Genomic DNA, 25,888 nt, shown 5'->3' with positions numbered 1-25,888 from the left:
CGAGCGCGAATAGGCGACGAATGGTGGTGAGTCGGGAATCTACAGCGACTTCCATAGCGAGTCAAAATCTTCCTCGCTGCCTTGCGTCACGCTGCCTGGACCTGTGACAGGTTTCCCTTGCGGCGGTGTCGGTTGTTCGAAAATCCGGTACTCGAACTGGTTGAAACTGCCGGTACTGGTCAGGCGTCGGGTGAGTACCGCGCGGTGTTCATCGCCGTGCAGGTTGATCTGCACTTTGTTGCCTTCCTGGAAGGGCAGGCGCGGGGTGATCAGGGTTGCTGGACGGGAAATCGCGCCAATGGCCGGCAGCAGCAGGGCGCGCAGGTAATGGCTGTTCTGTTCGCCTTTGCGCATCAGCAGCACGCCGCAGGACTGCGCCTGGGGTGCCACCAGTTCGATGCCCATCTGGGTGCCGCCGCCTCTCACCTGGCGAATCCAGCGCACTACGGCGATGCTCCAACCCTGGTCGGGCGCGTCCTGAACACCGAGCAGCTCGCCGGCCTGTAGCTGGCTGGGGACTTCCTTGGGCCAGCTCAGGCAGTAACCGCCTGGGCTGTGGTTGACCACCGCGACGTTGAAGGTCGGATAGCTTTCCGGTGCCGTGCTGGCCTGGGGCGGAGGGGGGCTGCTATCGGAAACGGGCCTGGTGTATTCGATTTCTTCCATCGGCATGCCCGGCTGCCAGCCCTGGGTGGGTTGCGCGTCGAAGGCGTTGGCCCAGATGTCTTTTGCAGGTTTCTTGCCGAGCGTGTCGAACACCGCCTGGCCGACATCCTCGGGCAGCTTGAGCACTTCGCTGAAAGAGCGACTGCCTGCCAGGAAGAAGTGTAGCGCGCTCATGCCGATGCACAGGGTCAGGCCGCCCTGGCCGGGGTTGCGCTGGAAGGTGCGCTCGGAAATATCGCCCCAGGCTGAACTCAGGTGCTGCAGTAGATCGAGGGTCAGGCCCTCAGGCAGCGGTAGGCGCGCCTGGTTGCGCTGTTCGGCTGGCAGGATCAGGTATTCCTTGATGGCATCCACCAGCGGCAGCGGGTCGAGGCCCAGCAGCGTGCGTGGGTCGACTTCCTGGAACAGCGACTTGTAGCGCGGTGGCCCGTCCAGTTGGGGTGCCACGGCGAAGAGGCTGGAGGGCAGCTCGGCCGGCTGAAGTTTCACCAGCGTGCTCCAGGGTTCGAGGATTTCCGCCAGGCGGGCGATGCCGTTCTGGCGCATCTGGTTGCAGCGGGCGCAACCCAGCAGCAGTGCCACCAGGTAGGTCTGCTCAACGCTGAGCCCTTGCGTGTGGCGTGCAAGCGGGTCGCGCACGGCGACTCGATGGAGTTGGCGGCTCTGAGCCAACTGATAGAGCTGGTGCAGTTCCAGCCAGAGGCCTTCGGGGACCGGGCAGTAGAGCTGGCTGGAGCGGATCAGTGGGCCGTTCAGGCTGTGGGTTGCCCGTTGCAGGGCAATGGCGAGGAGCTGTGCGCGCTCGCGGTCACGGCTGGGGCGCGGCGACTCCTGCACGATGATCAGTTTGTAGCCGATGGCCAGGTGGTTCTGCAGGGCCTGGCAGAGGTTGGCAACCTTGCGCGGGCGCTCGTCCAGGACGATGGACTGGCCAATGAAGTGCCGTTCCAGGTGCTGGCAGACGAAATGCACTTCCGGACGCATCAACTCGAGAAGTTGCAGGCGGTTCTCGGTCGGGGTGATCAACTGGTTGAGTTCCACCAGGGCCTGATAGAGCTGGCGAGCGGTTTCGCCGAGGTTGGCCTTGGGCAGGTGGGAGATCCAGCGTTTCAGCTCACGAGGGGTGGCATCGCAGAAGGACAGGCTCTGTTTGCTAGGCGCGGGTGCACGCAACAGCAGGTGAGGGCTCTGGTGGTCCATCCGGATCGGTTTCTCCGATTTCTCGTGTGGGGTGTATTGGGCTGGATCTCAGCACTCTATCAGCATCCTTGCGCGCTGGCAGCCTATCCAAAGGGTCGGCCTGTGGACGGGTTGGCCGTTTGGCCGTGCGCAGTGATTGGCTGATAGGCGCCTGGCCGAACCGGACGGTCCGGCCAGGATTCGCTTCGATCAGGCGTCCTTGGGCAGGGCCAGCAACTGGCCCATGCGTACCTGGCTGCCGGGCCAGGCGTTCTCGGACCAGCGAACCTGGTCCGGGCCGAACAGGACAATCGCGGTGGAACCCAGCTTGAAACGACCGAGCTCGTCGCCCTTCTCCAGCTTGATGGGCGCGCGCGCCGCTTCGTCATAGCTGAAGGTCTTCAGCTCGCGCTTCGGCGGCGTGACCAGGCCGGCCCAAGTGGTTTCGATCGAGGCGACGATCATCGCGCCCACCAGCACCAAGGCCATCGGGCCGCGCTCGGTATCGAAGATGCACACCACGCGCTCGTTGCGGGCGAAGAGCTCAGGCACGTTTTCGGCGGTGCTCTGGTTTACCGAGAACAGCCGACCCGGTACATAGACCATCTCCCGCAACGTGCCGCCCAGGGGCGCATGCACACGGTGATAGTCCTTGGGCGAAAGGTAGACAGTGGCGAACTCGCCGCCCATGAAGGGCGCGGCGCGCTCGGCGTCGCCACCCAGCAGCTCCAGTACGCTGAAGCTGTGGCCTTTTGCCTGGAAGCAGCGGCCGTGCTCGATCGGACCCATCTGGCTGATGGCGCCATCGGCCGGGCAGAGGATGGCCCCGGGGGTTTCGTCCAGTGGTCGGGCGCCAGGCTTCAAGGCACGGGTGAAGAAGGCGTTGAAGTGCTCGTAGGCGGTGAGGTCTTCGACCAGCGCTTCACTCATGTTCACCTGGTAGCGCTTGGCGAACCAGGCGGTGAAAGCATTCTTGAACCAGTGCACGCGGCACTCGGCGATGCAGCCGGCCAGGCGCGACAGCAGGTGATGCGGCAGCAGGTACTGGCTGATGATGAATAGGCGTTCTTTCATTGGGGTTCCTTGGCGGGTAGGGCGTCAGTGCTCTACAGGGGTATCCGGATGATTGCCCCACTCGGACCAGGACCCGGCATAGCCCTTGACCCGCGGATAACCGAGGGCCTTGGCGACCAGGTAGGTGAAGCCCGAGCGGTGGTGCGTCTGGCAGTGGGTGACGATTTCCTTGTCCGGCGTGATGCCCAGGGACTGGAGGATTCCTGCCATGTCGGTACGGATGCGCAGGGCGCGAGCGGGGTCCATGCCTGCGGTCCACTCGAAGTTGACCGCGCCGGGGATATGCCCGGCCTTGGCGGCCAGCACCTTGGTGCCGTTGTACTCGCCGGGACCGCGAGCGTCCCAGATGGCCAGATCGGCGGCGCCCAGGCGGCCCTGCAGGTACTCGCGGGTGGCGGTGGGTTCGTCGTGCAGGGTCAGGGCGAGCGGACCACCCACTGGCGTGGGTGTGGCTTCAGTGGTTTCCCGGCCTTCGGCCAGCCAGGCGTGCAGGCCACCGTTCAGGTAGTGGTAACGGTGGTGGCCGATCACATCGAGCAGCCAGATGAAACGTCCGGCCCAGCCGCCGCCTTCGTCGTCATAGACCACATAGGTGGCATCGGCGCGGTGGCCGAGTTCGCCGAACAGCGTCTCGAGATCGGCCTTGACCGGCAGCAAGCCAGGTGCCGGCGGCTGGCCGAGCTGGGTGCGCTTCGGATCGACGAAGCGTGCGCCAGGGATGTGGCCCGCGGCGTAGCGGGCAGCGCTGGTGAGGTCGACCAGGATCAGCTCGCTGGCGCCAAGCAGGGCCACCAGTTCGGCCGGCTCGATTACCAGTGGCAGGTTGGAGAAGGCAGACATGAAAGCCTCCGTGAATGAACAAAGTGGCGGATTGTATAGGAAAGCCTAGCGGCCGCGTCTGGCGAAGGTGGCGAGGGCGCGCTCGATGCATTGGGCCGTCTTGGCGAAGGCGCGCAGGCTGATTTCGGCGAAAGGCGCGCCGTCCTGGTCCGCCACCACCAGCATGGCCACCCGACCGTTCACCGCGATGGAGCGCAGCAACAGGTGATGTCCCGGGAACAGACTCTTGAGCTGGCCGGGCAGCAGGGCAGAAAACTGCGCCATGTTGTCGGGGCCCAGGCGCAACTGTCCGGGTTGGGTGAGCAGGCGTCGCAGCACCTGGCTCTGGTTGGGGTCCAGTTGCAGGCCGTTGGTCTCCTTTGGTAGTCCGGCCTGTTGCTGGGACAGTAGACGGCTGTGATTGCGGTCGGCCAGTAGTACGAGGATCCGACGCATGCCACCGCTTTCCAGGGCATCTCGGGCGCAGGCGGAAAGTTGCACCACGTTGGTGAAGGGGCTGGGTTCGCGAATCAGCTCGCCGCAGTGACGGCGCCAGTCGTCCAGGGCGTCCGCAGTAGGTGCTGGTGCCGTGACGGGTTCACGGTGCAGGCGATGTTGGTTCCAGGGCCAGAGCAGTGCTTCGGCGGGGTGCCAGAGGTCGTCGCGGGCATGCAAGCGCCCGCTCTGCGCGGCCTGTTGGTGGATATGCTGCTGCAGTTCGTCGAGCGGCATCTTCATGAACAACCCGGTGAGGCGCTGCCAGCGAAGGCTGTGGCCGCCGGACCAGCCGGCATGGGCAGAAATCGCCAGGCCGTTGGCCAGCAGGACGGTGTTGCCCGGTTGGGTCAGCCAACGACCCAGGGCGGGATTGGCGTCCAGTTGTTGCTGCTGGTGCAGGGGGTGTTCGTTGTCGCGGGCGATATGGAGGGCCTTCACCAGCAGGCGACGATCGTCATTCAGCAGGCGGTAGCCCCCGACAATCCAGCCGGGCAACTTCCAGTGTTCGGCCAGGGCCTGGCAGAGTCGCAGCAGCGGCACGCCAAGCAGTTCGCGCTCGACCCTGGTGGCCGGCTCGCCTTCGCCCAGTACGCGCCTTTCCCAGGTGGCGAAGAGCTCCGGATGGGTGGCCAGGAGCGGCCAGAGGGGGGAGAGGAATAAAAGACTGCACCAGTGGATCTCCTGCCAGAGGCGCGCGAGTCGGGCGGCGAATAGACCGTTGGCCTGCTGGGCGGCGTGCTGGCTGATCAACTGCAACTGGCGCAGCGCGTGGGGAATTTCTTCCTCGGGGATGGCCGGCAAGCGGTTGAGCAACACTTCCGCGCGCTTCAGGCCCAGGCGGCTGAGGGCGACTTCCAGGCTCTCCGCCGGGCTGCTCAGCATGCTGCCGGCGGCGTTGGCCTCGCGCAGAAGGCTGAGGGCAAGGGCAGGACTCTCCTGAGTCAGGTCGGCGATATCGCGCAGGGAGCGGCGGCCGTCGCCGAGGGCGCGGCGGACTTTCTCATGGGCGGCGGCGGGGACGGGCAGGCGCACTCCATCGAGGTGCTTGATCCAGCCGTCGAGGCTGCGTGGCAAGGGCTTTGCGGTTGACATAGAGGGCCGCCAATCTGGCTTTTCGCCTGAACAGGCTATAGTCTGGCGCATATCTTCCGATAATTAGAAGGGGCTCTTTTCATAACCCTTTCTACTGACTCTTCAAGCTCCCTTCCTATGGCAAAAATCATCGGCATCATCGTCGTATTCGCCAGCGTGCTCGGTGGGTACATCCTGTCTCACGGCAAAATCGCCGCGTTGATCCAGCCTTTCGAGGTGTTGATCATCGGTGGCGCCGCGCTCGGGGCGTTCCTTCAGGCCAACCCCGGCGGCACGACGATGATCGTGTTCAAGAAGTCGCTGAAGATGTTCGGCACCCGTTTCACCCACGGTTTCTACCTGGAAGTGCTGCGCTTGCTCTATGAGATCCTCAACAAGAGCCGTCGCGAAGGGATGATGGCCATCGAGGCCGATATCGAGGACGCCGCCGCTAGTCCCATCTTCAGCAAGTACCCGGGCATCCTCAAGGATGAGCGGATGACTGCCTACATTTGCGATTACCTGCGCATCATGTCGTCCGGCAACATGGCGCCCCATGAGCTGGAAGGCCTGTTCGACATGGAACTGGCCAGCCTGAAGGAAGAGTTGGAGCACCCTGCCCACGCCGTCAACCGGATCGCCGATGGTCTGCCGGGCTTCGGTATCGTCGCTGCGGTACTGGGTATCGTGGTCACGATGGCCATGCTGGGCGAGGCCGAGCAGGCCGCCCTTGGCCAGCACGTGGGGGCGGCGCTGGTGGGTACCTTCCTCGGTATCCTCGCGGCCTACGGCTTCTTCGGCCCGCTGGCGGTGTCCCTGGAGCACGATGCCCGCGAAGAGCTGAACGTGTTCGAGGCTATCAAGGCCTGCCTGGTGGCTTCCGCTTCCGGCATGCCGCCGTCGCTGGCAGTGGAGTTCGGCCGCAAGACGCTGTTCCCGGCGCATCGCCCGAGCTTCAGCGAGCTGGAACAAGCCGTGCGCGGCAGCTGAAGGCTGAGTCATGGAGAACAACCAGCCGATCATCGTCAAGCGCGTCAAGCGCTACGCCGCCGGTCACCACGGCGGCGCCTGGAAGATCGCCTTCGCCGACTTCGCCACCGCAATGATGGCGTTCTTCCTGGTGCTCTGGCTGATGTCCTCGGCCACCCCCGAGCAGAAGAAAGCCATCTCTGGCTACTTCAAGGACCCCATCGGCTTCACCGAGAGTGCCAGCCCCTACGTCATCGACTTGGGGGGTACGCCGACGCCAGCGCCTGATCGCACTCTCAATCCGGAACTGAAGGACGCCCCTGATGCCCAGGAGGTGCCAACCGACACCAGCGATACCGCGCCCGTTGACGCCAGCCAGGTCGAAACCCTGGCCGAGCAGATCGAGCGCGAGCGCCTGGAGTTGTTGCTGCAGGAGCTGCAGAACAAGGTCGAAGAGAACCCCGAGCTGCGCAAGTTCAAAGACCAGATACTTTTCGAGATCACCCAGGACGGCCTGCGCATCCAGATCATGGATGCCGCCAACCGCCCTATGTTCGACCTTGGCAGTGCCCGCCTGCAGCCCTATTTCGAAGACATCCTGCTGATCCTTGCAGAGACCATCAAGGCGGTCCCCAACAAGATCAGCATCAGCGGCCATACCGACGCCAAGCCCTATGCCGGCGATGGCGATTTCGGCAATTGGGAGCTGTCCGCCGGTCGTGCCAACGCTGCACGCCGGACCCTGATCGCCGGTGGTTACCCGGAAGGGCAGGTGGCGCGGGTGGTGGGGTATGCCTCGTCCGCATTGTTCGATCGCAAGGACCCTTTCAACCCGGTCAACCGCCGCATCGATATCATCGTCCTGACCAAGAGGGCCCAGCGAGCCATCGAGGGTGAACAGGGGGAGGGTGACCAGCCTGACGATCAGCAGCCTCAGCAAGCCGAGCCCCCAGTCAGTGACGGGGCGATGCCTCAACCGCCCGCGACTGACCCGGGGGAGCCCACACAACCGCGTGAGCTAAGAGAGAAACTGAACATCTTCGAAGACGGTGTGCTGAGGATGGACGAGCCCAAGGGGCAGTGATCCCGCTGCATACGAAAGAGGCCACGCATTGCGTGGCCTCTTTGTTTTCGGGGGGTATTGCGGGGTCGACGTCGCTCAACGCGACCGAACGTGCAGGATCAGTATTCGTCCTCGGGCAGGCTGGCAAGGATATGCCGGTAGCTGGCCATGCGTTGTGGATGGATGCGTCCTTCTTCCAGGGCCTTGAGCAGGGCGCAGCCGGGCTCGCGGTCATGCTTGCAGTCACGGAAGCGGCAGGTCCCGAGCAGGTCGTTGAACTCGATGAAGCCGGCATCGACGTCGCCACGGCTGACGTGGCCCAGACCAAATTCGCGGATGCCGGGGGAGTCGATCAACTCGCCGCCACCGGGGAAGTGGAACAATCGCGCAGTGGTGGTGGTGTGGGTGCCCTTGCCGGTGAGTTCGGAAAGGGGGCCTACTCGGGTATCCACGCCTGGAAGCAGGCTGTTCACCAGGGACGATTTGCCCACGCCGGACTGGCCGACGAACACGCTGATGTGGCCATCGAGCCGCGACATCAGGTCCTCCATGCCGCCGCCTTCGCGCGCCGAAACCTCCAGCAGCGGGTAGCCTAGCTGGCGGTAGACGCCGAGCAGATCGTCGAGCATGGCGCTGTTCTGTTCATCCACCAGGTCAGCCTTGTTCAGTAGCAGCAACGGGTGGATGCCTGCGTGTTCGGCGGCGATCAGGTAGCGGTCGATCAGATTGGCGTGGGGGTGGGGCAGGGGTGCGAAGACGATGACAATCTGGTCGACGTTGGCTGCCACTGGCTTGAGCAAGCCGCGCATATCCGGACGGCAGAGCTCCGAGCTGCGCGGCAGTTGGGCAACGATCACGCCGATGCCTTGATTGCCGGAGCGCCAGACCACGCGATCCCCGGTGACCAGGGTTGGCAGGTTGGCGCGCAGGTGGCAGCGCATGATCTGGCCGGCCTGTTCGCCTTCCAGTGCCTCGACTTCCACCTGGACGCCGAAGTGCGCGATCACCAGGCCGGTCTGCTCTGGGCCCAGGTCGCCGCCTTCGAGCTCATCGAGCGCGCGGGACTCTCGTTTGGCTGCGCGGGCTGCGCGCTCTTCCTGGATTTTCTCGATGCGCCAGCTTTGCCGGCGACTGAGTTGGCGCTTTGCCATGGTGGGTCCGCTTGTGAAAAACCGCGCGAGTTTAGCACGCAGCCCGTAACAGCAGGCTCTAAGCTAGAATGCGCGCCTCGCCTTGGAGACCGACTATGCAGAATGCCTTGAACCTGATCTGGATCGATCTGGAAATGACCGGCCTCAATCCGGATACGGACGTCATCATCGAGATGGCCACAATCGTTACCGACAGCGAGCTGAATGTACTCGCTGAAGGCCCGACCATCGCGATCCATCAGAGCGATGAAATCCTCGCTGGCATGGACGAATGGAACACCCGCCAGCACGGCCAGAGCGGCCTGACCCAGCGTGTGCGCGAGAGTCGTATCAGCATGGCCGAAGCCGAGGCCCAGACCCTGGCCTTCCTCGAACAGTGGGTACCCAAGGGCAAGTCACCGATCTGCGGCAACAGCATCTGCCAGGATCGCCGCTTCCTTTATCGGCACATGCCGCAGCTGGAAGCCTACTTCCACTACCGCAATCTGGACGTCTCCACGGTCAAGGAGTTGGCCGCACGCTGGGCGCCCAAGGTGCGTGATGGCGTGAAGAAGAGCAGCAGCCACCTGGCTATGGACGACATCCGCGACTCCATCGCGGAGCTGCGGCACTATCGTGAGCATTTCATCAAGATCTGACTCGCGTCGCGCTTGCCCCGTGCCGGGCAAGCGCCCACTCCACATGCTCGCGCACCAGCTCAGATGGGTATTCGCGGCGCAGTTGCAGGGCTTCGAGTACCGGGATGCTCGACGGCGCATTGCCCAGCCCCACCGCCAGGTTGCGTAGCCAGCGTTCGTAGCCGGCGCGACGCAGGGGTGAGCCTTCGGTTCGACTGAGGAATTCTTCCTCGCTCCAGCGGAACAGCTCAGCCAGCTCGGCGTTGTCCAGGCCGTGGCGGGGCTGGAAGTCGCCCTCACCCGAGGGGCGGGCGAAGCGGTTCCAGGGGCAGACCATCTGGCAGTCGTCGCAACCGAACACCCGATTGCCGATCAGCGGGCGCAAGTCTTCGGGAATACTGCCCTTGAACTCGATGGTCAGGTAGGAAATGCAGCGCCGCGCATCCAACTGGTAAGGGCCGACGAAGGCGGCGGTAGGGCAGATGTCCAGGCAGGCCGAACAGCGACCGCAATGCTCGCTGCCGTGGGGCTCATCCACCGGCAAGGGGGCGTCGACGAACAGCTCGCCGAGGAAGAAGTAGCTACCGGCCTTGCGGTTGAGGACCAGGGTGTTCTTGCCAATCCAGCCCAGCCCGGCCTGCTCTGCGATGGCTTTCTCCAGCACCGGCGCGCTGTCGACGAAGGCGCGATAGTTGAACGGGCCTATGACCTTCTCTATGCGCTCGGCCAGGTGCTGCAGGCGTTTGCGGATCAGTTTGTGGTAGTCGCGCCCCAGGGCGTAGCGCGAGACATAGGCCTTTTCCGGCTGGCCCAGCACCTTGGCCATGCGCGTATCGCCGGGCAGGTAGTCCATGCGCAGGGAAATGACCCGCCGGGTGCCGGGCACCAGTTCGTCCGGGTGCGAGCGCTTGCTGCCGTGGGCGGCCATGTAGTCCATCTCGCCTTGGAACCCGGCGTCCAGCCAGCGCTGCAGGTGTCGTTCATGTTCACCGAGCTCCACTCCGGTGATGCCCACCTGCTGGAAGCCCAGTTCTCGGCCCCAGTCCTTGATGGATTGAGCGAGGGAGGCGAGATCTTGCGAGGAAAGGGTCATGCTGGGGCGGGAAACCGGTGTCGAGGTGGATATAATTCTGCCAGACCTCGCAGCCACAACCGAATCCAATGCTTCCTTCCCGCGACGACCTGCCCCTTTCGCTTCATTCCGCCGCCCAGGTGCGGGATCTCGACGCCCGCCTGATCGCTGCCGGCACTCCGGGCTTCGAGCTGATGCGGCGTGCCGCTCATGCGACCTGGCGGGCCCTGCGCCGGCGTTGGCCGGAGGCAGGAAGCCTCAGCGTCCTGGCCGGCCACGGCAATAATGCCGGCGATGGCTACCTGATAGCGGCACTGGCCCAGCGTGCTGGCTGGCGGGTCAAGGTGTTGGCCGTTGGGGCGAGCGATGCCCTCACCGGTGATGCCGCGCTGGCGCGGGATGAGGCCATTGCCGCCGGCATCACCATCCAGCCTTGGAGCGAATGCGCGACATTGGATGGCGTGGCAGTTGACGCCCTGTTGGGCACTGGGCTTTCCGGCGCGGTGCGCGAACCCTACGCCCAGGCCATTCGCCTGCTCAACTCCAGTGCCCTGCCGGTGCTGGCCGTGGATATTCCGTCCGGCCTCTGTGCCGACACCGGCCGCGTGCAGGGCGTCGCAGTGAGAGCAGACCTGACGGTGACCTTTATCGGCCTCAAGATAGGCCTGTTCACTGCCGATGCGCCGAATCTGGTGGGCGAGTTGGTGTTCGATGATCTGCAGGCCGATCCGGCTTTGCTTGCGGTCACGCCGCGAGTTGCAGAGCGCATGGCGGTCGGCGGTCTGCAACGCCTTGCACCACGCCCACGCACTGCCCACAAAGGTCAGTTCGGCCATCTGCTGGTGGTAGGGGGGGATCGCGGCCTGGGTGGTGCAGCGCTGCTGTCGGCGGAAAGCGCCCTGCGCAGTGGCGCTGGATTGGTGTCTCTGGCGACCCGGCCCGAACACGTGCCGGCCGCCCTGGCGCGGTGCCCGGAACTGATGAGCGCGGGAGTGAGCTCCGCCAATCAGCTGCTGGCGCTGGCGAGTAAGGCCGACGTGCTGGTGGTGGGGCCGGGGCTGGGGCAGGGCGCCTGGGGGCGCAGTCTGCTCAGCGTTGTGGCGGGACTGGAAGTGCCCCAGGTCTGGGATGCCGATGCGCTTAACCTGCTCGCAGTCGGACAGGCCAGACTACCTGTTGGTGCTGTGATCACGCCGCATCCGGGGGAGGCCTCGCGCCTGCTGGGGGTTCCCACCGCTGACGTGCAGGCCGACCGACCGCGTACGGCCTTGGCGCTGGCGCAGAAGTTCGATGCCGTAGTCCTGCTAAAGGGCGCCGGTAGCCTGGTGGCCGCCCCTGATGGTCGTCTCGCACTCTGTGATCGTGGCCATCCGGTGATGGCCGGGGCCGGGCTTGGGGATGTGCTTGCCGGCCTGATCGGCGCACTGCTGGCCCAGGGGATGGACGGCTACGCCGCCACCTGCTTGGCCGTCTGGCTGCATGCCAATGCTGGCGAAAGCCTGGCCCGAGCGGGCAGGGGGCTGGCGGCCAGTGATCTAATTCCGACCATTCGTCAGTTGCTCGAGGAGTTTGCGCCGTGCCTGAAGTGATCCTGCATGCCGAAGGCGAGGAGGCCATGCTGGCCCTCGGTGCCCGCTTGGCGCTCCTGACCGAGGGGAGTGGAATTCTTTACCTGCACGGAGACCTCGGCGCGGGCAAGACCACGCTATCTCGCGGCATCCTGCGCGGCCTGGGTCACGCCGGTGCGGTGAAAAGCCCCACCTTCACCCTGGTGGAGCCTTATGAAATCGGTGACAAGCGCGCCTTCCATTTCGATCTATACCGCCTGGCCGACCCGGAGGAACTGGAATTTCTGGGTATCCGCGATTACTTCGAAGGCGATGCGCTGTGCCTGATCGAGTGGCCGCAGCGGGGCGCCGGCATTTTGCCAAAGGCTGACCTGGACATTAACATTACGCAGCAAGCGGGCGGCCGTTCGCTGCGGTTGTCGCCACACACTGAGCGCGGCGAAGCATGGTGTGCCGCCCTGGCCTTAGGAGCATGAAAACAAAGATGGGGTGGGGTATGCGCTCGCGCGCACTGTTTGCCGGGATTGGGGTTCTGCTCGCGGCGTTCGCCGCTGATGTCCTGGCTGCCGCGGAGGTCCGCGGGGTGCGGCTTTGGCGCGCGCCTGACAATACCCGCCTGGTCTTCGACTTGTCTGGGCCGGTGCAGCATTCCGTCTTCACCCTGACTGCACCTAATCGCATCGTCATCGATATCAATGGCGCCCAGCTGGCCACCAAGCTGGAGCAACTGTCCCTCAGCAATACGCCGATCACCAGCGTCCGTTCCGCCCAGCGCACGCCCACCGATCTGCGGGTGGTGATCGACGTGTCAGCCAGCGTGACGCCGAAGAGCTTCTCCCTGGCGCCCAACCAGCAGTACGGAAACCGCCTGGTGGTGGACCTGTTCGATCAGGAAGCCGCCGCCGCTGAGGCCAGCGCACCTCAGGTCGCCATCGCGCCAAGCACGCCTCAGTCTCCCGTGACGCCGACCCAGCCGGCCCCCAGCAAGCTGCCGCCAGTGCCGGGTGGCAAGCGCGATATCGTGGTTGCCATTGACGCTGGTCACGGTGGTGAAGACCCCGGCGCCCTCGGGCCCAAGGGGCAGTACGAGAAGAACGTGACCCTGGCCATCTCCAAGGAGCTGCAGCGTCAGATCAACCAGGAGAAGGGCTTCCGTGGCGAACTGGTGCGTACCGGCGACTACTTCATCCCGCTGCGCAAGCGTACCGAGATCGCCCGCAAGAAAGGCGCCGACCTGTTCGTCTCCATCCACGCCGACGCTGCGCCAAGTCGCAGTGCCTTCGGTGCTTCGGTGTTTGCCCTGTCTGACCGTGGTGCCACTTCGGAAACCGCGCGCTGGCTGGCCGACAACGAAAACCGCTCCGACCTGATCGGTGGTGTGGGCAGCGTCAGTCTGGACGACAAGGACCGCATGCTCGCGGGTGTGCTGCTTGATCTGTCGATGACGGCAACCTTGTCTTCCAGCCTCAACGTCGGACAGAAGGTGCTGAGTAACGTCAGCCGTGTCACCCCGTTGCACAAGCGCCGGGTGGAGCAGGCTGGCTTTATGGTGCTGAAGTCGCCGGATATTCCGTCGATCCTTGTGGAGACCGGCTTCATCTCCAACCATAACGAATCCCAAAAGCTGGCGAACCGCAGCCACCAGCAGGCGCTGGCGCGCTCGATCCAGACCGGCATCAAGCAGTTCTTCCAGCAGAACCCTCCGCCGGGAACCTATATCGCCTGGCTGCGTGACCAGGGGAAGATCGCCATCGGTCCACGTGAGCACGTGGTGACCTCTGGTGAGAGCCTGGCGCTGATTGCTCAGCGTTACGAGGTGAGCATGGCCACCCTGCGTAGTGCCAATTCTCTGAAGAGCGACCACCTCAAGGTCGGTCAGATGCTGACTATCCCCGCGGCGGCGCTGGCGGCGCAGCCATGAGTGAGTTGGCGCGCATCCAGCTGCTGAGTCCGCGGCTGGCAAACCAGATCGCCGCCGGTGAGGTGGTTGAGCGCCCCGCCTCGGTTATCAAGGAGCTGCTGGAAAACAGCCTGGATGCCGGTGCCCGGCGTATCGATGTTGAGGTGGAGCAGGGCGGTATCAAGCTACTGCGGGTGCGTGACGACGGCGGTGGTATCCCGCCAGATGACTTGCCCCTGGCCCTGGCTCGCCACGCCACCAGCAAGATCCGTGATCTCGAAGACCTGGAGCGGGTGATGAGTCTGGGCTTCCGTGGTGAGGCGCTGGCGTCGATCAGTTCCGTCGCGCGCCTGACCATGACTTCTCGCACCGCCGACGCTGACCAGGCCTGGCAGGTGGAAACCGAAGGTCGCGACATGGAAGCCCGGGTGCAGCCGGCCGCCCATCCCGTGGGCACTTCGGTGGAGGTGCGCGACCTGTTCTTCAATACACCTGCGCGCCGCAAGTTCCTACGTGCAGAGAAGACCGAATTCGACCACCTGCAGGAAGTCATCAAGCGCCTGGCCCTGGCCCGCTTTGACGTGGCATTCCACTTGCGCCACAACGGCAAGACCATCTTCGCCCTGCACGAGGCGCGCGAGGCCATTGCCCGAGCCCGTCGTGTCGCGGCTGTCTGCGGCCCGGCCTTCCTTGAACAGGCGCTGCCCATCGAAGTCGAACGCAATGGCCTGCATCTCTGGGGTTGGGTCGGGCTGCCGACCTTCTCCCGCAGCCAGGCGGACCTGCAGTACTTCTACGTGAACGGCCGCATGGTACGTGACAAGCTGGTCGCCCACGCGGTGCGGCAGGCTTATCGCGACGTGCTCTACAACGGGCGGCACCCGACCTTTGTGCTGTTCTTCGAGGTTGATCCGGCGGTGGTCGACGTCAACGTGCACCCGACCAAGCACGAGGTGCGCTTCCGTGACAGTCGCATGGTTCATGACTTCCTCTACGGCACCTTGCACCGCGCCTTGGGTGAGGTTCGCCCCGAGGACCAGTTGGCTGCGCCGGGCGCTACCGAAGTTGTGATGCGCCCGACCGGCAGCGCTGCCGATGAATTCGGGCCCCAGGGTGAGATGAGTCTGGCGGCCAATGTGCTGGAGCAGCAAGCGGTCGAGCCGGCATGGCGCCTGCCTGCAGGCGGCGGCTACCAGGCTCCGCGTTCGCAGCCAGCTGTGCCGGTTGCCGAGGCGCAGGGTGCGTATCGTGAGTTTTTCGCGCCGCTGACAGCCTCTTCCGCACCACCTGCGCTGCCTGAGTCGCAGGGTGATGTCCCGCCTTTGGGCTACGCATTGGCCCAACTCAAGGGTATCTACATACTCGCTGAGAATGCCCAGGGGCTTGTGGTGGTGGATATGCATGCGGCTCACGAACGCATCACCTACGAGCGCTTGAAGGTGGCCATGGCCAGTGAAGGGCTCAAGGGGCAGCCGCTGCTGGTGCCCGAGTCCATCGCCGTCAGCCAGCGCGAGGCTGATTGTGCTGAAGAGCATGGCGAGTGGTTCCGCCGGCTTGGTTTTGAGTTGCAGCGTCTCGGTCCGGAAACCCTGGCCATCCGCCAGATTCCGGCGCTGTTGAAGCAGGCCGAAGCCTCGCAGCTCGTGCGCGACGTGCTCTCCGATTTGCTGGAGTACGGCACCAGCGACCGCATCCAGGCGCACCTCAATGAGCTACTCGGCACTATGGCCTGTCACGGCGCCGTGCGTGCCAATCGCCGCCTGACTCAGCCGGAAATGAATGCCCTGCTGCGCGACATGGAACACACTGAGCGCAGTGGTCAGTGCAACCATGGGCGTCCGACCTGGACGCAGCTGGGTATGGATGACCTGGACAAGCTGTTCCTGCGCGGCCGCTGAACATGACTGAACGGCTGCCGCCGGCGATCTTTCTCATGGGCCCCACGGCTGCCGGTAAGACCGACCTGGCCCTGGAGCTGGCGCGAACGCTGCCGTGCGAGCTGATCAGTGTCGATTCGGCGCTGATCTACCGTGGCATGGATATCGGCACCGCCAAGCCGGATAAGGCCACATTGGCCGAGTTTCCCCATCGCCTGATCGATATCCGCGACCCGGCCGAGAGCTACTCAGCCGCAGAGTTCCGTGCCGATGCCCTCGCCGCCATGAAGGAAATCACCGCCAGGGGCAAGATTCCGCTGCTGGTCGGCGGCACCATGCTGTATTTCAAAGCGCTGCTGGAAGGGTTGGCGGACATGCCCAGCGCCGATCCCGCGGTGCGTGCCGAGTTGGAAGCCCGCGCAGCCCGTGACGGCTGGGAGGCTCTGCATCGGGAATTGGCGGTGGTGGACCCGGAGTCCGCGACACGAATCCATCCCAATGATCCCCAGCGCCTGACCCGGGCACTGGAAGTCTACAAGGTCAGTGGGCTCACCATGACTGCTCACCGACAGCGCCAGGCTGCGCAAAATATGGCCGGGAACACGCCGGGAACGGCGCATTTGCCGTATACTGTCGCGCACTTGGCCATTGCTCCCGCGCAACGTCAGGTTTTGCACGAAAGAATTGCGCAACGTTTTCGATTGATGCTGGAACAGGGCTTCATCGAAGAGGTCGAAGCGCTGCGCTGCAGAAGTGACTTGCATGCAGGACTGCCGTCTATAAGAGCGGTTGGTTATCGTCAGGCCTGGGATTATCTGGATGGCGTGCTGACTCGGGCCGAGATGGAAGAGCGCGGTATCATTGCCACCCGCCAACTCGCCAAGCGACAGTTCACCTGGTTACGCAGTTGGTCCGACCTGCACTGGTTGGACAGCCTGGCTTGCGACAATCTGCCGCGCACCTTGAAATACCTGACGTCGGTCTCCATATTGAACTGAGACCTCACCGGTTACCGTCTATCCTTGGGGGTAGGGCGGGTACCGTTCATCTTTCTTGTCATTTGAAAACTAGATCCCTAAAGGAGTGCGGCATATGTCAAAAGGGCATTCGCTACAAGACCCTTACCTCAATACCCTGCGTAAGGAGCGCGTACCGGTTTCTATCTATCTGGTAAACGGCATCAAGTTGCAAGGCCAGATCGAATCCTTCGACCAGTTCGTGATTCTGCTGAAGAACACTGTCAGCCAGATGGTCTACAAGCACGCCATTTCCACTGTGGTACCGAGTCGTCCGGTACGTCTGCCCAGCGCTTCCGAGCAAGAGCAGCCTGAGCCGGGTAACGCCTGATAGGAGACTGCTTTGTTTTTCGAACGCCCTGGTGGTGGTGAACGGGCCATCCTGGTTCATCTGGAAGGCCAAGATCCCGAGGCGCGCGAAGACCCGCAGGAATTCCTTGAGCTTGCACGTTCGGCCGGTGCGGACACGGTGGCATTCGTCTCCGTTTCCCGTCACCAGCCAACGGCGAAGTACCTGATCGGCAGCGGCAAAGTCGACGAGTTGCATGACTTGGTCAGGGCTGAGCAAGCCGAGCTGGTCATCTTCAATCACACCCTTACACCCAGCCAGGAGCGCAACCTTGAGCGTGCCTTCGAGTGCCGGGTGCTTGATCGTACCGGTCTGATTCTCGATATCTTTGCCCAGCGCGCCCGTACGCATGAGGGCAAGCTGCAGGTCGAACTGGCCCAGCTTGAGCACATGAGTACGCGCCTGGTGCGCGGTTGGACTCACCTTGAGCGCCAGAAAGGCGGTATCGGCCTGCGTGGCCCGGGTGAAACCCAGCTGGAAACCGACCGCCGCCTGCTGCGAGTGCGCATTCGCCAGATCAAACAGCGTCTTGAAAAGGTCCGCAGCCAGCGCGAGCAGGCTCGTCGCGGGCGCAAGCGTGCGGATATTCCGGCAGTTTCCCTGGTTGGTTATACCAACGCCGGCAAGTCCACGCTGTTCAATTCCCTGACCTCCTCTGAGGTCTATGCAGCCGACCAGTTGTTCGCCACTCTTGATCCGACTTTGCGCCGGCTGGAGTTGGACGATCTGGGGCCGATCGTGCTGGCGGACACCGTGGGTTTCATTCGCCACTTGCCGCACAAGCTGGTGGAGGCCTTCCGGGCTACCCTTGAAGAATCCGCCAACGCCGATCTTCTGCTACATGTGATCGATGCCCATGAGCCTGAGCGCATGGCGCAGATCGAGCAGGTGCTCGCGGTGCTGGGTGAGATCGGTGCTGAAGGCTTGCCAATGCTGGAGGTCTACAACAAGGTGGACCTGCTGGAAAGCGTCGAGCCGCACATCCAGCGCGACGAAGAAGGCAAGCCGGAGCGGGTCTGGCTGTCGGCACGTGATGGCAGTGGACTCGAGTTGCTCGAGCAGGCCGTGGCTGAGCTGCTGGGTGACGACCTGTTTGTGGGTACCTTGCGCCTGCCGCAGCGATTCGGCCGGTTGCGGGCTCAGTTCTTCGCTCTCGGCGCTGTGCAGACCGAGGAGCACAATGAAGCAGGGGATGCGTTGTTGGCTGTGCGCCTGCCGCGTGTCGAGCTGAACCGGCTGGTCAGTCGTGAAGGTTGGCAGCCAAGCGAGTTTCTCGAGCAACACACTTTGCAATAAAGCCCGTTTAGGTGGTTTTGCGGCGGGCCGCGGGCTTGGGTAGCATGGGCGGGCGCGCCGTGGGCGCGTCTTTGCTTTATCAGTATGGAGAGCGCTATGGCTTGGAATGAGCCGGGTGGCAACTCGAACAACCAGGATCCCTGGGGTGGACGCCGTGGTGGCGACCGCAAAGGGCCACCGGACTTGGACGAGGCCTTCCGCAAGCTGCAGGACAGCCTGAACGGGCTGTTCGGCAGCGGCAAGAAACGTGGCGGCGGCGATGGCAGCGGCGGCAGATCAGGCGGTTTTGGCCTGCTCGGTATTGGCCTGGCACTGCTTGCTGTGGTCTGGCTGTACAGTGCCGTCTATGTGGTGGACGAGCAGGAGCAGGCCGTCGTGCTGCGCTTCGGCAAGTACTACGAGACTGTCGGTCCTGGCCTGAACTTCTATTTTCCGCCGATCGATCGCAAGTTCCAGGAGAACGTCACCCGCGAACGTGCATACAGTAAGCAGGGTCAGATGCTCACCGAGGACGAGAACATCGTCGAGGTGCCGCTCACCGTCCAGTACAAGATCAGCAACCTCCAGGATTTCGTGCTGAACGTCGATCAGCCTGAGGTCAGCTTGCAGCACGCCACTGAAAGCGCCCTGCGCCACGTGGTGGGCTCGACTGAGATGGACCAGGTGCTGACTGAGGGGCGCGAGCTGATGGCGAGCGAGATCAAGGAGCGCCTGCAGCGCTTCCTCGATACTTATCGCACCGGTATCACGGTTACCCAGGTCAACGTGCAGAGTGCGGCTGCCCCGCGTGAAGTGCAGGAAGCCTTTGATGACGTGATTCGTGCCCGCGAAGACGAACAGCGCGCCAAGAACCAGGCTGAGGCTTATGCCAACGCAGTGGTGCCCGAGGCTCGAGGTCAGGCGCAGCGCATCATCGAAGATGCCAACGGCTACCGCGACGAAGTGATCGCCCGGGCTGAGGGTGAGGCCGACCGCTTCAGCAAGTTGCTCACCGAGTACCACAAGGCCCCGGAAGTCACTCGCCAGCGCCTGTACCTGGAGACCATGCAAGACGTCCTTGGTAGCACCAGCAAGGTGTTGGTAACCGGCAAGGAAGGCCAGAACAACCTGCTCTACCTGCCGTTGGACAAGATGATCGACAATCGTGGCGGTAGCTCCGCCCCGGTGGCGCCAGCCGCATCTGCCGGAGCAAGTGGCAGTGATCTCGGTTCGCGTGTTTCCACCGACTTGCAGCAGCGCAATCTGCGTTCCAGGGAGAGTCGCTGATGAGCAATAAATCGCTGTTTGCCCTGATCGGCGGTGTGGTGCTGGCCATGATCGTGTGGAGCAGTCTCTACATCGTGTCGCAGACCGAGAAAGCGGTTCTCCTGCAGTTCGGCCGCATCGTCGAAGCTGACGTGCAGCCCGGCCTGCATATGAAAATTCCGTACGTCAATCAGGTGCGCAAGTTCGACGCTCGCCTGCTGACTCTGGATTCCCCAACCCAGCGTTTCCTTACCCTCGAGAAGAAAGCGGTAATGGTGGATGCCTTTGCCAAGTGGCGTGTGGCTGATGCCGAGCGTTTCTACACCGCGACCTCCGGTATGAAACAGATCGCCGACGAGCGTCTGTCTCGCCGACTCGAGGCTGGTCTGCGCGACCAGTTCGGTAAGCGGACCCTTCATGAAGTGGTTTCCGGCGAGCGCGATGCGCTGATGGCGGATATCACGGCCGCGCTGAATCGCATGGCTAACAAGGAGCTCGGTATCGAGGTGGTGGACGTGCGGGTGAAGGCAATTGATCTGCCCAAGGAAGTCAACCGTAGCGTTTTCGAGCGGATGAGCACTGAGCGTGAGCGAGAGGCCCGCGAACACCGTGCCAAGGGGGCGGAGCTGGCGGAAGGTATTCGTGCCGACGCGGACCGTCAGCGCCGCGTACTGCTGGCCGAGGCCTATCGCGAAGCTGAGGAAACCCGCGGTGACGGTGACGCCAAGGCTGCGTCCATTTACGCCAAGGCCTATGGTCAGGACCAGGAGTTCTACGCCTTCCACCGTAGCTTGCAGGCTTACCGCGAAAGCTTCTCCAGCAAGGGTGATGTGATGGTGCTGGACCCCAATAGCGAATTCTTCCGCTATCTGGACAAGGCCGCACGCTGAATCAGTCCCCCAGCGGACGCTCATCGTCCGCTGGGGTGACCGTCAGGGAAAACGTGTTATTATGGGTCAGCCGGGAAATCCCGGCTTTTTTGCGTCCGCGGGAATCATGTGGCAGGAACTTGGCATTGCCTTTTGTCTGATGTTGGTGCTGGAAGGCATCCTGCCCTTCCTCTATCCGCGCCGTTGGCGCGCCGCGGTGCTTGGGTTGGCGGAGTTCAAGGACCGCCATCTCCGCCTGATGGGCCTGTCCAGCATGTTGCTGGGGACTGGCCTCCTTTATCTGCTTCACTGATGGCTTGCCGCCCGGTTGAGAGGGGATTGGCGAAATGGCAACGGTAGATCGCTGGCTGCTGCCAGACGGTATCGAAGAAGTACTGCCGCCCGAAGCGGCGCGCATCGAGGCAGCCCGCCGCCAGGTGCTGGACCTGTTCCAGCGTTGGGGCTACGACTTCGTGGTCACTCCGCACATTGAATATCTCGAGTCCCTGCTGACCGGTGCCGGCCAGGACCTTGATTTGCGCACCTTCAAGGTGACCGACCCGCAGTCGGGCCACTTGATGGGTTTTCGCGCTGACATCACGCCGCAGGTGGCGCGAATCGATGCTCACACCCTGCGCCGCGAAGGCCCGAACCGACTGTGCTACGCCGGCAGCGTGCTGCATGCCAAGCCGCGCGCGCTGTCCACCGCGCGCAGCCCGATCCAGTTGGGTGCTGAGCTTTACGGTGACGCAAGCCCGGCGAGCGATGTGGAAGTCATCAGCCTGATGCTGGAAATGCTCGAACTGGCTGCCGTGCCGGATGTGCATATGGATCTCGGCCATGTCGGCATCTATCGAGGGCTGGCCAAGGCTGCGGGTCTCTCTGGCGAAGTCGAGCGCAGCTTGTTCGACGCGTTGCAGCGCAAGGCCGTGGACGAAGTGGCTGAGCTGACCGCAGACCTACCGCGCGAGCTGGCTTCCATGCTTCGCGCCCTTGCCGAGCTTTGCGGTGGTCGCGAGGTGCTGGATCTCGCTCAGGGCGTACTGATGGACGCCCCCGATGACGTGCATGTCGCGCTGGATGAGCTGATCGCCATCGCTGATGCGCTGGAGCTGCGTTATCCCGAGCTGCCGCTCTATTTCGACCTGGGTGAACTGCGTGGTTACCGCTATCACACCGGGGTAGTGTTTGCTGCCTTCGTGCCGGGCGTCGGGCAGTCCATTGCCCAGGGCGGCCGCTACGATGATATCGGCGCCGACTTCGGTCGTGCCCGGCCCGCGACTGGTTTCTCCACCGACCTGAAGACCCTGGTAACCCTGGGGAGCATGGCGCTGGATCAGCCGCTGCCTGGCATCTGGGCGCCAGACAGTCACGACCCTTACCTCTGGTACGAGGTCAAGCGACTGCGTGCCGATGGGCAGCGTGTGGTGCAGGCCTTGCCGGGTCAGGAAGTGGCGTGTGCGCAAGAGGCTGATTGCGATCGCCTTCTGGTCCTGCGTGATGGGCGCTGGCAGGTGGCGGCGCTTTCCTGAGGAAAGTGGCTGCATGGCCGGCCTAGTTGGCCGGCCACAAACGAGTTTCCGTGTTTTCCGCCGGCGGCTGCCGGCATCGAGCTTCTGCGAAGAGGACAAGTGTTATGGGTAAGAATGTCGTAGTCCTGGGCACCCAGTGGGGTGATGAGGGTAAGGGCAAGATCGTCGATCTGCTGACCGACCAGGCTGCCGCCGTCGTGCGTTATCAGGGCGGCCACAACGCCGGCCACACCCTGGTGATCGATGGTGAGAAGACCGTGCTGCACCTGATCCCGTCCGGCATCCTGCGCGAGAACGTCGAGTGCCTGATCGGCAACGGCGTAGTGGTTGCGCCCGACGCGCTGCTGCGCGAAATCACCAAGCTGGAAGAGAAAGGCGTACCGGTGCGTGAGCGCCTGCGCATCAGCCCGGCCTGCACCCTGATCCTGCCCTACCACGTAGCGCTGGACCAGGCGCGCGAAAAGGCCCGCGGCGACGCCAAGATCGGCACCACCGGTCGTGGCATCGGTCCGGCTTACGAAGACAAGGTTGCTCGTCGCGGCCTGCGCATTGGCGATTTGTTCCACCGCGAGCGCTTTGCCGCCAAGCTGGGTGAGTTGCTGGACTACCACAACTTCGTTCTCCAGCACTATTACAAGGAGCCGGCGGTCGACTTCCAGAAGACCCTGGACGAGGCCCTGGCCTACGCTGAGCTGCTCAAGCCGATGATGGTCGACGTGGCTGCGCGCCTGCACCAGCTGCGCAAGCAGGGCGCCAACATCATGTTCGAGGGCGCGCAAGGCTCGCTCCTGGACATCGACCACGGTACCTACCCCTACGTCACCAGCTCGAACACCACTGCTGGCGGTACCGCCACCGGTTCTGGCTTCGGTCCGCTGTACCTGGATTACATTCTCGGTATCACCAAGGCCTACACCACTCGCGTGGGTTCCGGCCCGTTCCCGACCGAGTTGTTCGATGAAACCGGCGCCTTTCTGGCCAAGCGTGGCCACGAGTTCGGCTCGACCACCGGCCGTGCCCGTCGCTGCGGCTGGTTCGATGCCGTGATCCTGCGTCGCGCCATCGAGATCAACAGCATCTCGGGCCTGTGCCTGACCAAGCTGGACGTGCTCGACGGCCTGGAAACCATCCGCATCTGCACCGGCTACAAGGACCAGAACGGCGAGGTCCTGGTGGATGCACCTACCGATGCCGACAGCTACATCGGTCTGCAGCCGGTCTACGAGGAAATGCCGGGCTGGAGCGAATCCACCGTCGGGGTCAAGAGCCTGGAAGAGCTGCCAGCCAACGCCCGCGCTTACATCAAGCGCGTGGAAGAGCTGGTAGGGGCGCCCATCGATATCATCTCCACCGGTCCTGACCGTAACGAGACGATCATCCTGCGTTACCCGTACGCCTGAGTCTTCTGACTCTCTCGGAAGGGCCGCCTCGTGCGGCCCTTCGTCGTTTCAGTGGTCGCAAATGTCGCGCTGCTGGTCGGCACGTACCTTGCTGGCACTTTATAAATCCGAGTTGTCGCCGTTATAGCGGTAACGGTCGTTAAGGAGCCACAAGTCGTGTCAGCCATCCTGTCTTTGTTGCAAAGCCGTTTACTGCGTCCCGTCTTCATCGCCTTGGGCATTGCCCTGCTGGTGCAGGTGGTGGTGGCCGTTGCCCTGACGCGGAGCACTGTGAACTCCCTGGTGGATGAGCTGGGTGTGCGGCTGGGTAGCGATACCCAGCGCCTCGCGGATGATCTGGGGCTCGCCGGGCAGGAGGTTGCCGGTAGCTTGAGTGCGCTTTCCGGCAAGACTCGCGAGCGTCTGGGGGCGGGCCTCAGTGAGCGTCTCCAGCAGGAGCAGGCCCAGCTGCGCCAGACCTTGGAGCAGAACCTCAAGGAGTCGGCCAACGATCTCGCCCAGCTACTCGCTGCCGTAGCGCCGCGTGCCATGTGGGATAACGACGTGCCGACGCTGTCCGAGTTCGCTCGTCGTGCTCAGCGCAATCCCAACGTGCTGTTCATCATCTATGACGACGCGAATGGTCAGCATCTGACCCGTTACCTCAATCGCGAAAATCCGCAGATCAAGGCGCTGTTGGCCAAGGGGCAGGGTGATCGGGCGCTGGACAAGGTGCTGAATGCAGCAGCCAGCGACCCTTCGGTCTACCTGGTGGATGCTTCCATCAGCCCAAATGGTGTGGAAATCGGCAAGGTGCGAATGGGTGTGTCCACCGCCTCGGTCGAACAGCAGTTGAAGGCGCTGGACCAGCGTTTCGCCACCCTGATTGCCAGTGGTGGCGAGTTGGTGGGCGAGAGCCTCTCCGGCGCTGCCACCGAAAGTAGCGCGGCTCTGACTGCCCGCCTGCAGTCGGCTCGCGAGACGGCTGGCAACATGAGTGCTGGCACTCGTCAGGCTGTGGAGTCGGCGGCGGGTGAGTTGCGCTGGCGCATCGGCTTGGGGTTGGCGCTGGTCGGTCTTGGTGTGCTGCTGGTGCTGGCCGTGGTGCTGGGGCGCCGTGTGGTGGTTCGCCTGCGTCTGTTGATCACTGCGCTGAACGACCTGGCGGCCGGCGAAGGTGACCTGACGCGCCGGGTTCAGCTGGACAGCCGTGATGAAGTGGGTGAAATGGCCGCTGCGGTGAACCGTTTCGTCGACAAGCTTCAGCCCATCGTGCGTGAGGCGGGCGATGTGGCGCAGCGCACGGGCGTCGAGATCAAGGCGCTATCGGAGCGTAGTCAGTCCGCGGAGGCTGCGACCCAGCGCCAGCGCAGTGAGGTGGAAGGCAGCCTGAGTGTGCTGGCGGGTATGGTGTCTGAGGCTCAGGCCGAAAGTCATGCAATGCAGGATGCCCTGCGCCAGGTGGGCGAAATTCGCCAGGCGGCCCAGGACAATGCGGCTATCGCGCGCAAGGTTGGTGGTTTGATCGAGAACCTGGAGGCGCGAGTGCAAAGCGGATCCGAGGTGATCGAGCGCCTGGCGCGGCAGAGCGAACAGATCGAGATGGTGTTGTCGGTGATTCATGGTATTGCCGAGCAGACCAACCTGCTGGCGCTGAACGCGGCGATCGAGGCTGCGCGGGCGGGGGAAAGTGGGCGTGGATTTGCCGTGGTGGCAGACGAAGTAAGGGCGCTTGCGAGCAAGACCCAGCAGTCCACCGGCGATATCCAGGAGCACATCACTGCATTGCAGACCGGTGCGCGCGAAGCTGTGTCGGCTATCTCTCAGGCGCGTGAGCGTGCGGTGGAGGGGCTGGAGGCGCTGCGCGACAGCGAGCGCTTGCAGCAAGGCGTGCAGCAGGCTGTGGAGCAAGTGCATGGAGCGGTGCAGGCCGCCGCGCGCGCTGCGCAGCACCAGGCGGCGGGAGCAGATGGGGTGCGTGGTCGGGTGGACGTGATCCATTCCGAGGCCAGTCTGGCGGCTGAAGCGGTGGCGGCGACTGCCAGCAGTGGGCGTGTGCTCGCCGGTCTGGCCGATCAGCTCAAGGCCAGCCTGGGGCAGTTCAAGGCGTAGAATGCGTTCAGGGGATGGGGGCGGGGCGCAGGCTCGGCCCCTTGATCTGGACGCTATCGAGGTTTCCGAACGTCAGATAGCACAAAGCCGAGCAGAGCTCGGCTTTGTTTAAGAGTGGTGCCCAGGAGAAGACTCGAACTTCCACGGTGTTGCCACCGCTAGGACCTGAACCTAGTGCGTCTACCAATTCCGCCACCTGGGCACATTGCGATGATTGCTCATCGACTTATACGGTGTTCATCGTTGAACGACACGGAACCATACGATCCGTTAAACAAGAAACCGAGCTTTGCGGCTCGGCTTCAAAAGAGTGGTGCCCAGGAGAAGACTCGAACTTCCACGGTGTTGCCACCGCTAGGACCTGAACCTAGTGCGTCTACCAATTCCGCCACCTGGGCACTGGATGCGATGATTGCTCATCTGCTTCCTTCACAACGTCTCAGCGACGCTGTGGGCGCGAACTATACGAGCCGACTTTTGTGTTGTAAACCCCTGAGCGCGAAAAAAATTATTCTTCGGACTAAGCTGACCGACAATCGGAATTCGCGCTTCAATAAGAGACATGG

22 protein-coding genes, 2 tRNA genes and 1 pseudogene are annotated in these 25,888 nt (G+C 63.4%); 17 read left to right on the top strand and 8 right to left on the bottom strand.

Translation table 11 applies throughout. The annotated features are described in order from the left end of the window. Positions 1-39: 39 nt before the first annotated feature. The 4 genes from FFS60_RS04065 to FFS60_RS04050 form a co-directional block, all read right to left on the bottom strand. A complete protein-coding gene (locus FFS60_RS04065) occupies positions 40-1,866 on the bottom strand; it encodes a molecular chaperone (protein WP_137821209.1) in 1,827 nt (608 codons plus the stop codon). Between the two features lie 189 nt (positions 1,867-2,055). After that, positions 2,056-2,919 (bottom strand): archaetidylserine decarboxylase, encoded by an 864-nt coding sequence (gene asd, locus FFS60_RS04060; protein WP_137821208.1) that lies wholly within the window; start codon positions 2,917-2,919, stop codon positions 2,056-2,058. 24 nt (positions 2,920-2,943) lie between these two features. Continuing rightward, on the bottom strand, positions 2,944-3,759 hold the full coding sequence (gene rhdA, locus FFS60_RS04055; RefSeq protein ID WP_137821207.1) for a thiosulfate sulfurtransferase: 816 nt from the start codon (positions 3,757-3,759) through the stop codon (positions 2,944-2,946). Positions 3,760-3,804: 45 nt separating this feature from the next. Continuing rightward, a complete protein-coding gene (locus tag FFS60_RS04050; RefSeq protein WP_137821206.1) occupies positions 3,805-5,328 on the bottom strand; it encodes an HDOD domain-containing protein in 1,524 nt (507 codons plus the stop codon). Positions 5,329-5,445: 117 nt separating this feature from the next. On the opposite strand from FFS60_RS04050, the gene motA reads away from it, so the two are divergent. Further along, positions 5,446-6,297 carry a flagellar motor stator protein MotA gene (motA, locus tag FFS60_RS04045; RefSeq protein ID WP_137821205.1) on the top strand — a complete coding sequence of 284 codons (852 nt, stop codon included), beginning with the start codon at positions 5,446-5,448 and terminating at the stop codon, positions 6,295-6,297. A gap of 10 nt (positions 6,298-6,307) precedes the next feature. Then, the gene (motB, locus tag FFS60_RS04040) at positions 6,308-7,360 is read left to right on the top strand and encodes a flagellar motor protein MotB (protein WP_137821204.1); all 1,053 of its coding nucleotides are present in this window, start codon (positions 6,308-6,310) and stop codon (positions 7,358-7,360) included. A 98-nt stretch (positions 7,361-7,458) separates the two neighbouring features. Here the strand turns inward: motB and rsgA are convergent, their stop codons facing one another. Further along, entirely contained in the window at positions 7,459-8,490 is a 1,032-nt protein-coding gene (rsgA, locus tag FFS60_RS04035) for a small ribosomal subunit biogenesis GTPase RsgA (RefSeq protein ID WP_028630644.1), read from the bottom strand. A 95-nt stretch (positions 8,491-8,585) separates the two neighbouring features. Here rsgA and orn point away from each other — a divergent pair, with 95 nt between their 5' ends. Then, complete coding sequence (gene orn / locus FFS60_RS04030) at positions 8,586-9,128, top strand: oligoribonuclease (protein ID WP_028630645.1); 543 nt, start codon at positions 8,586-8,588, stop codon at positions 9,126-9,128. Here orn and queG read toward each other — a convergent pair. Then, positions 9,118-10,200 carry a tRNA epoxyqueuosine(34) reductase QueG gene (gene queG / locus FFS60_RS04025; protein ID WP_028630646.1) on the bottom strand — a complete coding sequence of 361 codons (1,083 nt, stop codon included), beginning with the start codon at positions 10,198-10,200 and terminating at the stop codon, positions 9,118-9,120. The genes orn and queG overlap by 11 nt on opposite strands. Positions 10,201-10,268: 68 nt before the next feature. Here queG and FFS60_RS04020 point away from each other — a divergent pair, with 68 nt between their 5' ends. The 14 genes and pseudogenes from FFS60_RS04020 (at position 10,269) to FFS60_RS29370 (ending at position 25,322) form a co-directional block, all read left to right on the top strand. After that, positions 10,269-11,768, top strand: coding sequence for an NAD(P)H-hydrate dehydratase (locus FFS60_RS04020; RefSeq protein WP_137821203.1), 1,500 nt, complete (start codon positions 10,269-10,271; stop codon positions 11,766-11,768). Further along, positions 11,756-12,223, top strand: coding sequence for a tRNA (adenosine(37)-N6)-threonylcarbamoyltransferase complex ATPase subunit type 1 TsaE (gene tsaE, locus FFS60_RS04015; protein ID WP_028630648.1), 468 nt, complete (start codon positions 11,756-11,758; stop codon positions 12,221-12,223). The genes FFS60_RS04020 and tsaE overlap by 13 nt, the downstream gene beginning before the upstream one ends. An 8-nt stretch (positions 12,224-12,231) precedes the next feature. Next, the gene (locus FFS60_RS04010) at positions 12,232-13,668 is read left to right on the top strand and encodes an N-acetylmuramoyl-L-alanine amidase (protein WP_162144833.1); all 1,437 of its coding nucleotides are present in this window, start codon (positions 12,232-12,234) and stop codon (positions 13,666-13,668) included. Further along, entirely contained in the window at positions 13,665-15,545 is a 1,881-nt protein-coding gene (mutL, locus tag FFS60_RS04005; RefSeq protein WP_137821202.1) for a DNA mismatch repair endonuclease MutL, read from the top strand. The genes FFS60_RS04010 and mutL overlap by 4 nt, the downstream gene beginning before the upstream one ends. Positions 15,546-15,547: 2 nt before the next feature. Next, positions 15,548-16,522, top strand: a complete 975-nt coding sequence (gene miaA / locus FFS60_RS04000) for a tRNA (adenosine(37)-N6)-dimethylallyltransferase MiaA (protein ID WP_028630651.1) — start codon at positions 15,548-15,550, stop codon at positions 16,520-16,522. Positions 16,523-16,616: 94 nt separating this feature from the next. Continuing rightward, the gene (gene hfq, locus FFS60_RS03995) at positions 16,617-16,871 is read left to right on the top strand and encodes an RNA chaperone Hfq (protein ID WP_003453015.1); all 255 of its coding nucleotides are present in this window, start codon (positions 16,617-16,619) and stop codon (positions 16,869-16,871) included. 12 nt (positions 16,872-16,883) lie between these two features. Then, positions 16,884-18,185, top strand: coding sequence for a ribosome rescue GTPase HflX (gene hflX / locus FFS60_RS03990; protein WP_028630652.1), 1,302 nt, complete (start codon positions 16,884-16,886; stop codon positions 18,183-18,185). A 96-nt stretch (positions 18,186-18,281) separates the two neighbouring features. Beyond that, positions 18,282-19,451: an FtsH protease activity modulator HflK gene (gene hflK / locus FFS60_RS03985; RefSeq protein WP_028630653.1), complete on the top strand. Its 1,170-nt coding sequence runs from the start codon at positions 18,282-18,284 to the stop codon at positions 19,449-19,451. Next, entirely contained in the window at positions 19,451-20,320 is an 870-nt protein-coding gene (gene hflC / locus FFS60_RS03980; RefSeq protein ID WP_028630654.1) for a protease modulator HflC, read from the top strand. The genes hflK and hflC overlap by 1 nt, the downstream gene beginning before the upstream one ends. Before the next feature lie 106 nt (positions 20,321-20,426). After that, positions 20,427-20,612 carry a DUF2065 family protein gene (locus tag FFS60_RS03975; RefSeq protein ID WP_003453007.1) on the top strand — a complete coding sequence of 62 codons (186 nt, stop codon included), beginning with the start codon at positions 20,427-20,429 and terminating at the stop codon, positions 20,610-20,612. A 34-nt stretch (positions 20,613-20,646) separates the two neighbouring features. Continuing rightward, positions 20,647-21,831, top strand: coding sequence for an ATP phosphoribosyltransferase regulatory subunit (locus FFS60_RS03970; RefSeq protein ID WP_137821201.1), 1,185 nt, complete (start codon positions 20,647-20,649; stop codon positions 21,829-21,831). Between the two features lie 104 nt (positions 21,832-21,935). Next, positions 21,936-23,231 (top strand): adenylosuccinate synthase, encoded by a 1,296-nt coding sequence (locus FFS60_RS03965; RefSeq protein WP_137821200.1) that lies wholly within the window; start codon positions 21,936-21,938, stop codon positions 23,229-23,231. A 528-nt stretch (positions 23,232-23,759) separates the two neighbouring features. Next, positions 23,760-24,464, top strand: a pseudogene (locus tag FFS60_RS29375) (HAMP domain-containing protein); the annotation flags it as partial. Continuing rightward, complete coding sequence (locus tag FFS60_RS29370) at positions 24,438-25,322, top strand: methyl-accepting chemotaxis protein (RefSeq protein ID WP_371926363.1); 885 nt, start codon at positions 24,438-24,440, stop codon at positions 25,320-25,322. The pseudogene FFS60_RS29375 and the gene FFS60_RS29370, both read left to right, overlap by 27 nt. A 115-nt stretch (positions 25,323-25,437) precedes the next feature. On the opposite strand, the gene FFS60_RS03955 is transcribed toward FFS60_RS29370, so the two are convergent. Together FFS60_RS03955 and FFS60_RS03950 are read right to left on the bottom strand one after the other, a co-directional pair. Next, positions 25,438-25,524: transfer RNA gene (locus FFS60_RS03955), tRNA-Leu, on the bottom strand. A gap of 109 nt (positions 25,525-25,633) precedes the next feature. Continuing rightward, a tRNA-Leu gene (locus tag FFS60_RS03950) sits at positions 25,634-25,720 on the bottom strand. Between the last annotated feature and the right edge of the window lie 168 nt (positions 25,721-25,888).

The sequence above is a fragment of the Pseudomonas sp. D(2018) genome, from assembly GCF_005502555.1.
GTDB lineage: Bacteria > Pseudomonadota > Gammaproteobacteria > Pseudomonadales > Pseudomonadaceae > Metapseudomonas > Metapseudomonas resinovorans.
The sequence above is the reverse complement of the archived record's forward strand: the minus strand, read 5'-3'. Positions and strand labels throughout refer to the sequence as shown.

Excerpts from the sequence above, each read along its gene's own strand:
- FFS60_RS04065 (WP_137821209.1), bottom strand. The coding sequence starts at position 1,866 with ATGGACCACCAGAGCCCTCACCTGCTGTTGCGTGCACCCGCGCCTAGC.
- asd (WP_137821208.1), bottom strand. The coding sequence starts at position 2,919 with ATGAAAGAACGCCTATTCATCATCAGCCAGTACCTGCTGCCGCATCAC.
- rhdA (WP_137821207.1), bottom strand. The coding sequence starts at position 3,759 with ATGTCTGCCTTCTCCAACCTGCCACTGGTAATCGAGCCGGCCGAACTG.
- FFS60_RS04050 (WP_137821206.1), bottom strand. The coding sequence starts at position 5,328 with ATGTCAACCGCAAAGCCCTTGCCACGCAGCCTCGACGGCTGGATCAAG.
- motA (WP_137821205.1), top strand. The coding sequence starts at position 5,446 with ATGGCAAAAATCATCGGCATCATCGTCGTATTCGCCAGCGTGCTCGGT.
- motB (WP_137821204.1), top strand. The coding sequence starts at position 6,308 with ATGGAGAACAACCAGCCGATCATCGTCAAGCGCGTCAAGCGCTACGCC.
- rsgA (WP_028630644.1), bottom strand. The coding sequence starts at position 8,490 with ATGGCAAAGCGCCAACTCAGTCGCCGGCAAAGCTGGCGCATCGAGAAA.
- orn (WP_028630645.1), top strand. The coding sequence starts at position 8,586 with ATGCAGAATGCCTTGAACCTGATCTGGATCGATCTGGAAATGACCGGC.
- queG (WP_028630646.1), bottom strand. The coding sequence starts at position 10,200 with ATGACCCTTTCCTCGCAAGATCTCGCCTCCCTCGCTCAATCCATCAAG.
- FFS60_RS04020 (WP_137821203.1), top strand. The coding sequence starts at position 10,269 with ATGCTTCCTTCCCGCGACGACCTGCCCCTTTCGCTTCATTCCGCCGCC.
- FFS60_RS04010 (WP_162144833.1), top strand. The coding sequence starts at position 12,232 with ATGGGGTGGGGTATGCGCTCGCGCGCACTGTTTGCCGGGATTGGGGTT.
- mutL (WP_137821202.1), top strand. The coding sequence starts at position 13,665 with ATGAGTGAGTTGGCGCGCATCCAGCTGCTGAGTCCGCGGCTGGCAAAC.
- miaA (WP_028630651.1), top strand. The coding sequence starts at position 15,548 with ATGACTGAACGGCTGCCGCCGGCGATCTTTCTCATGGGCCCCACGGCT.
- hfq (WP_003453015.1), top strand. The coding sequence starts at position 16,617 with ATGTCAAAAGGGCATTCGCTACAAGACCCTTACCTCAATACCCTGCGT.
- hflK (WP_028630653.1), top strand. The coding sequence starts at position 18,282 with ATGGCTTGGAATGAGCCGGGTGGCAACTCGAACAACCAGGATCCCTGG.
- hflC (WP_028630654.1), top strand. The coding sequence starts at position 19,451 with ATGAGCAATAAATCGCTGTTTGCCCTGATCGGCGGTGTGGTGCTGGCC.
- FFS60_RS03975 (WP_003453007.1), top strand. The coding sequence starts at position 20,427 with ATGTGGCAGGAACTTGGCATTGCCTTTTGTCTGATGTTGGTGCTGGAA.
- FFS60_RS03970 (WP_137821201.1), top strand. The coding sequence starts at position 20,647 with ATGGCAACGGTAGATCGCTGGCTGCTGCCAGACGGTATCGAAGAAGTA.
- FFS60_RS03965 (WP_137821200.1), top strand. The coding sequence starts at position 21,936 with ATGGGTAAGAATGTCGTAGTCCTGGGCACCCAGTGGGGTGATGAGGGT.
- FFS60_RS29370 (WP_371926363.1), top strand. The coding sequence starts at position 24,438 with ATGGCCGCTGCGGTGAACCGTTTCGTCGACAAGCTTCAGCCCATCGTG.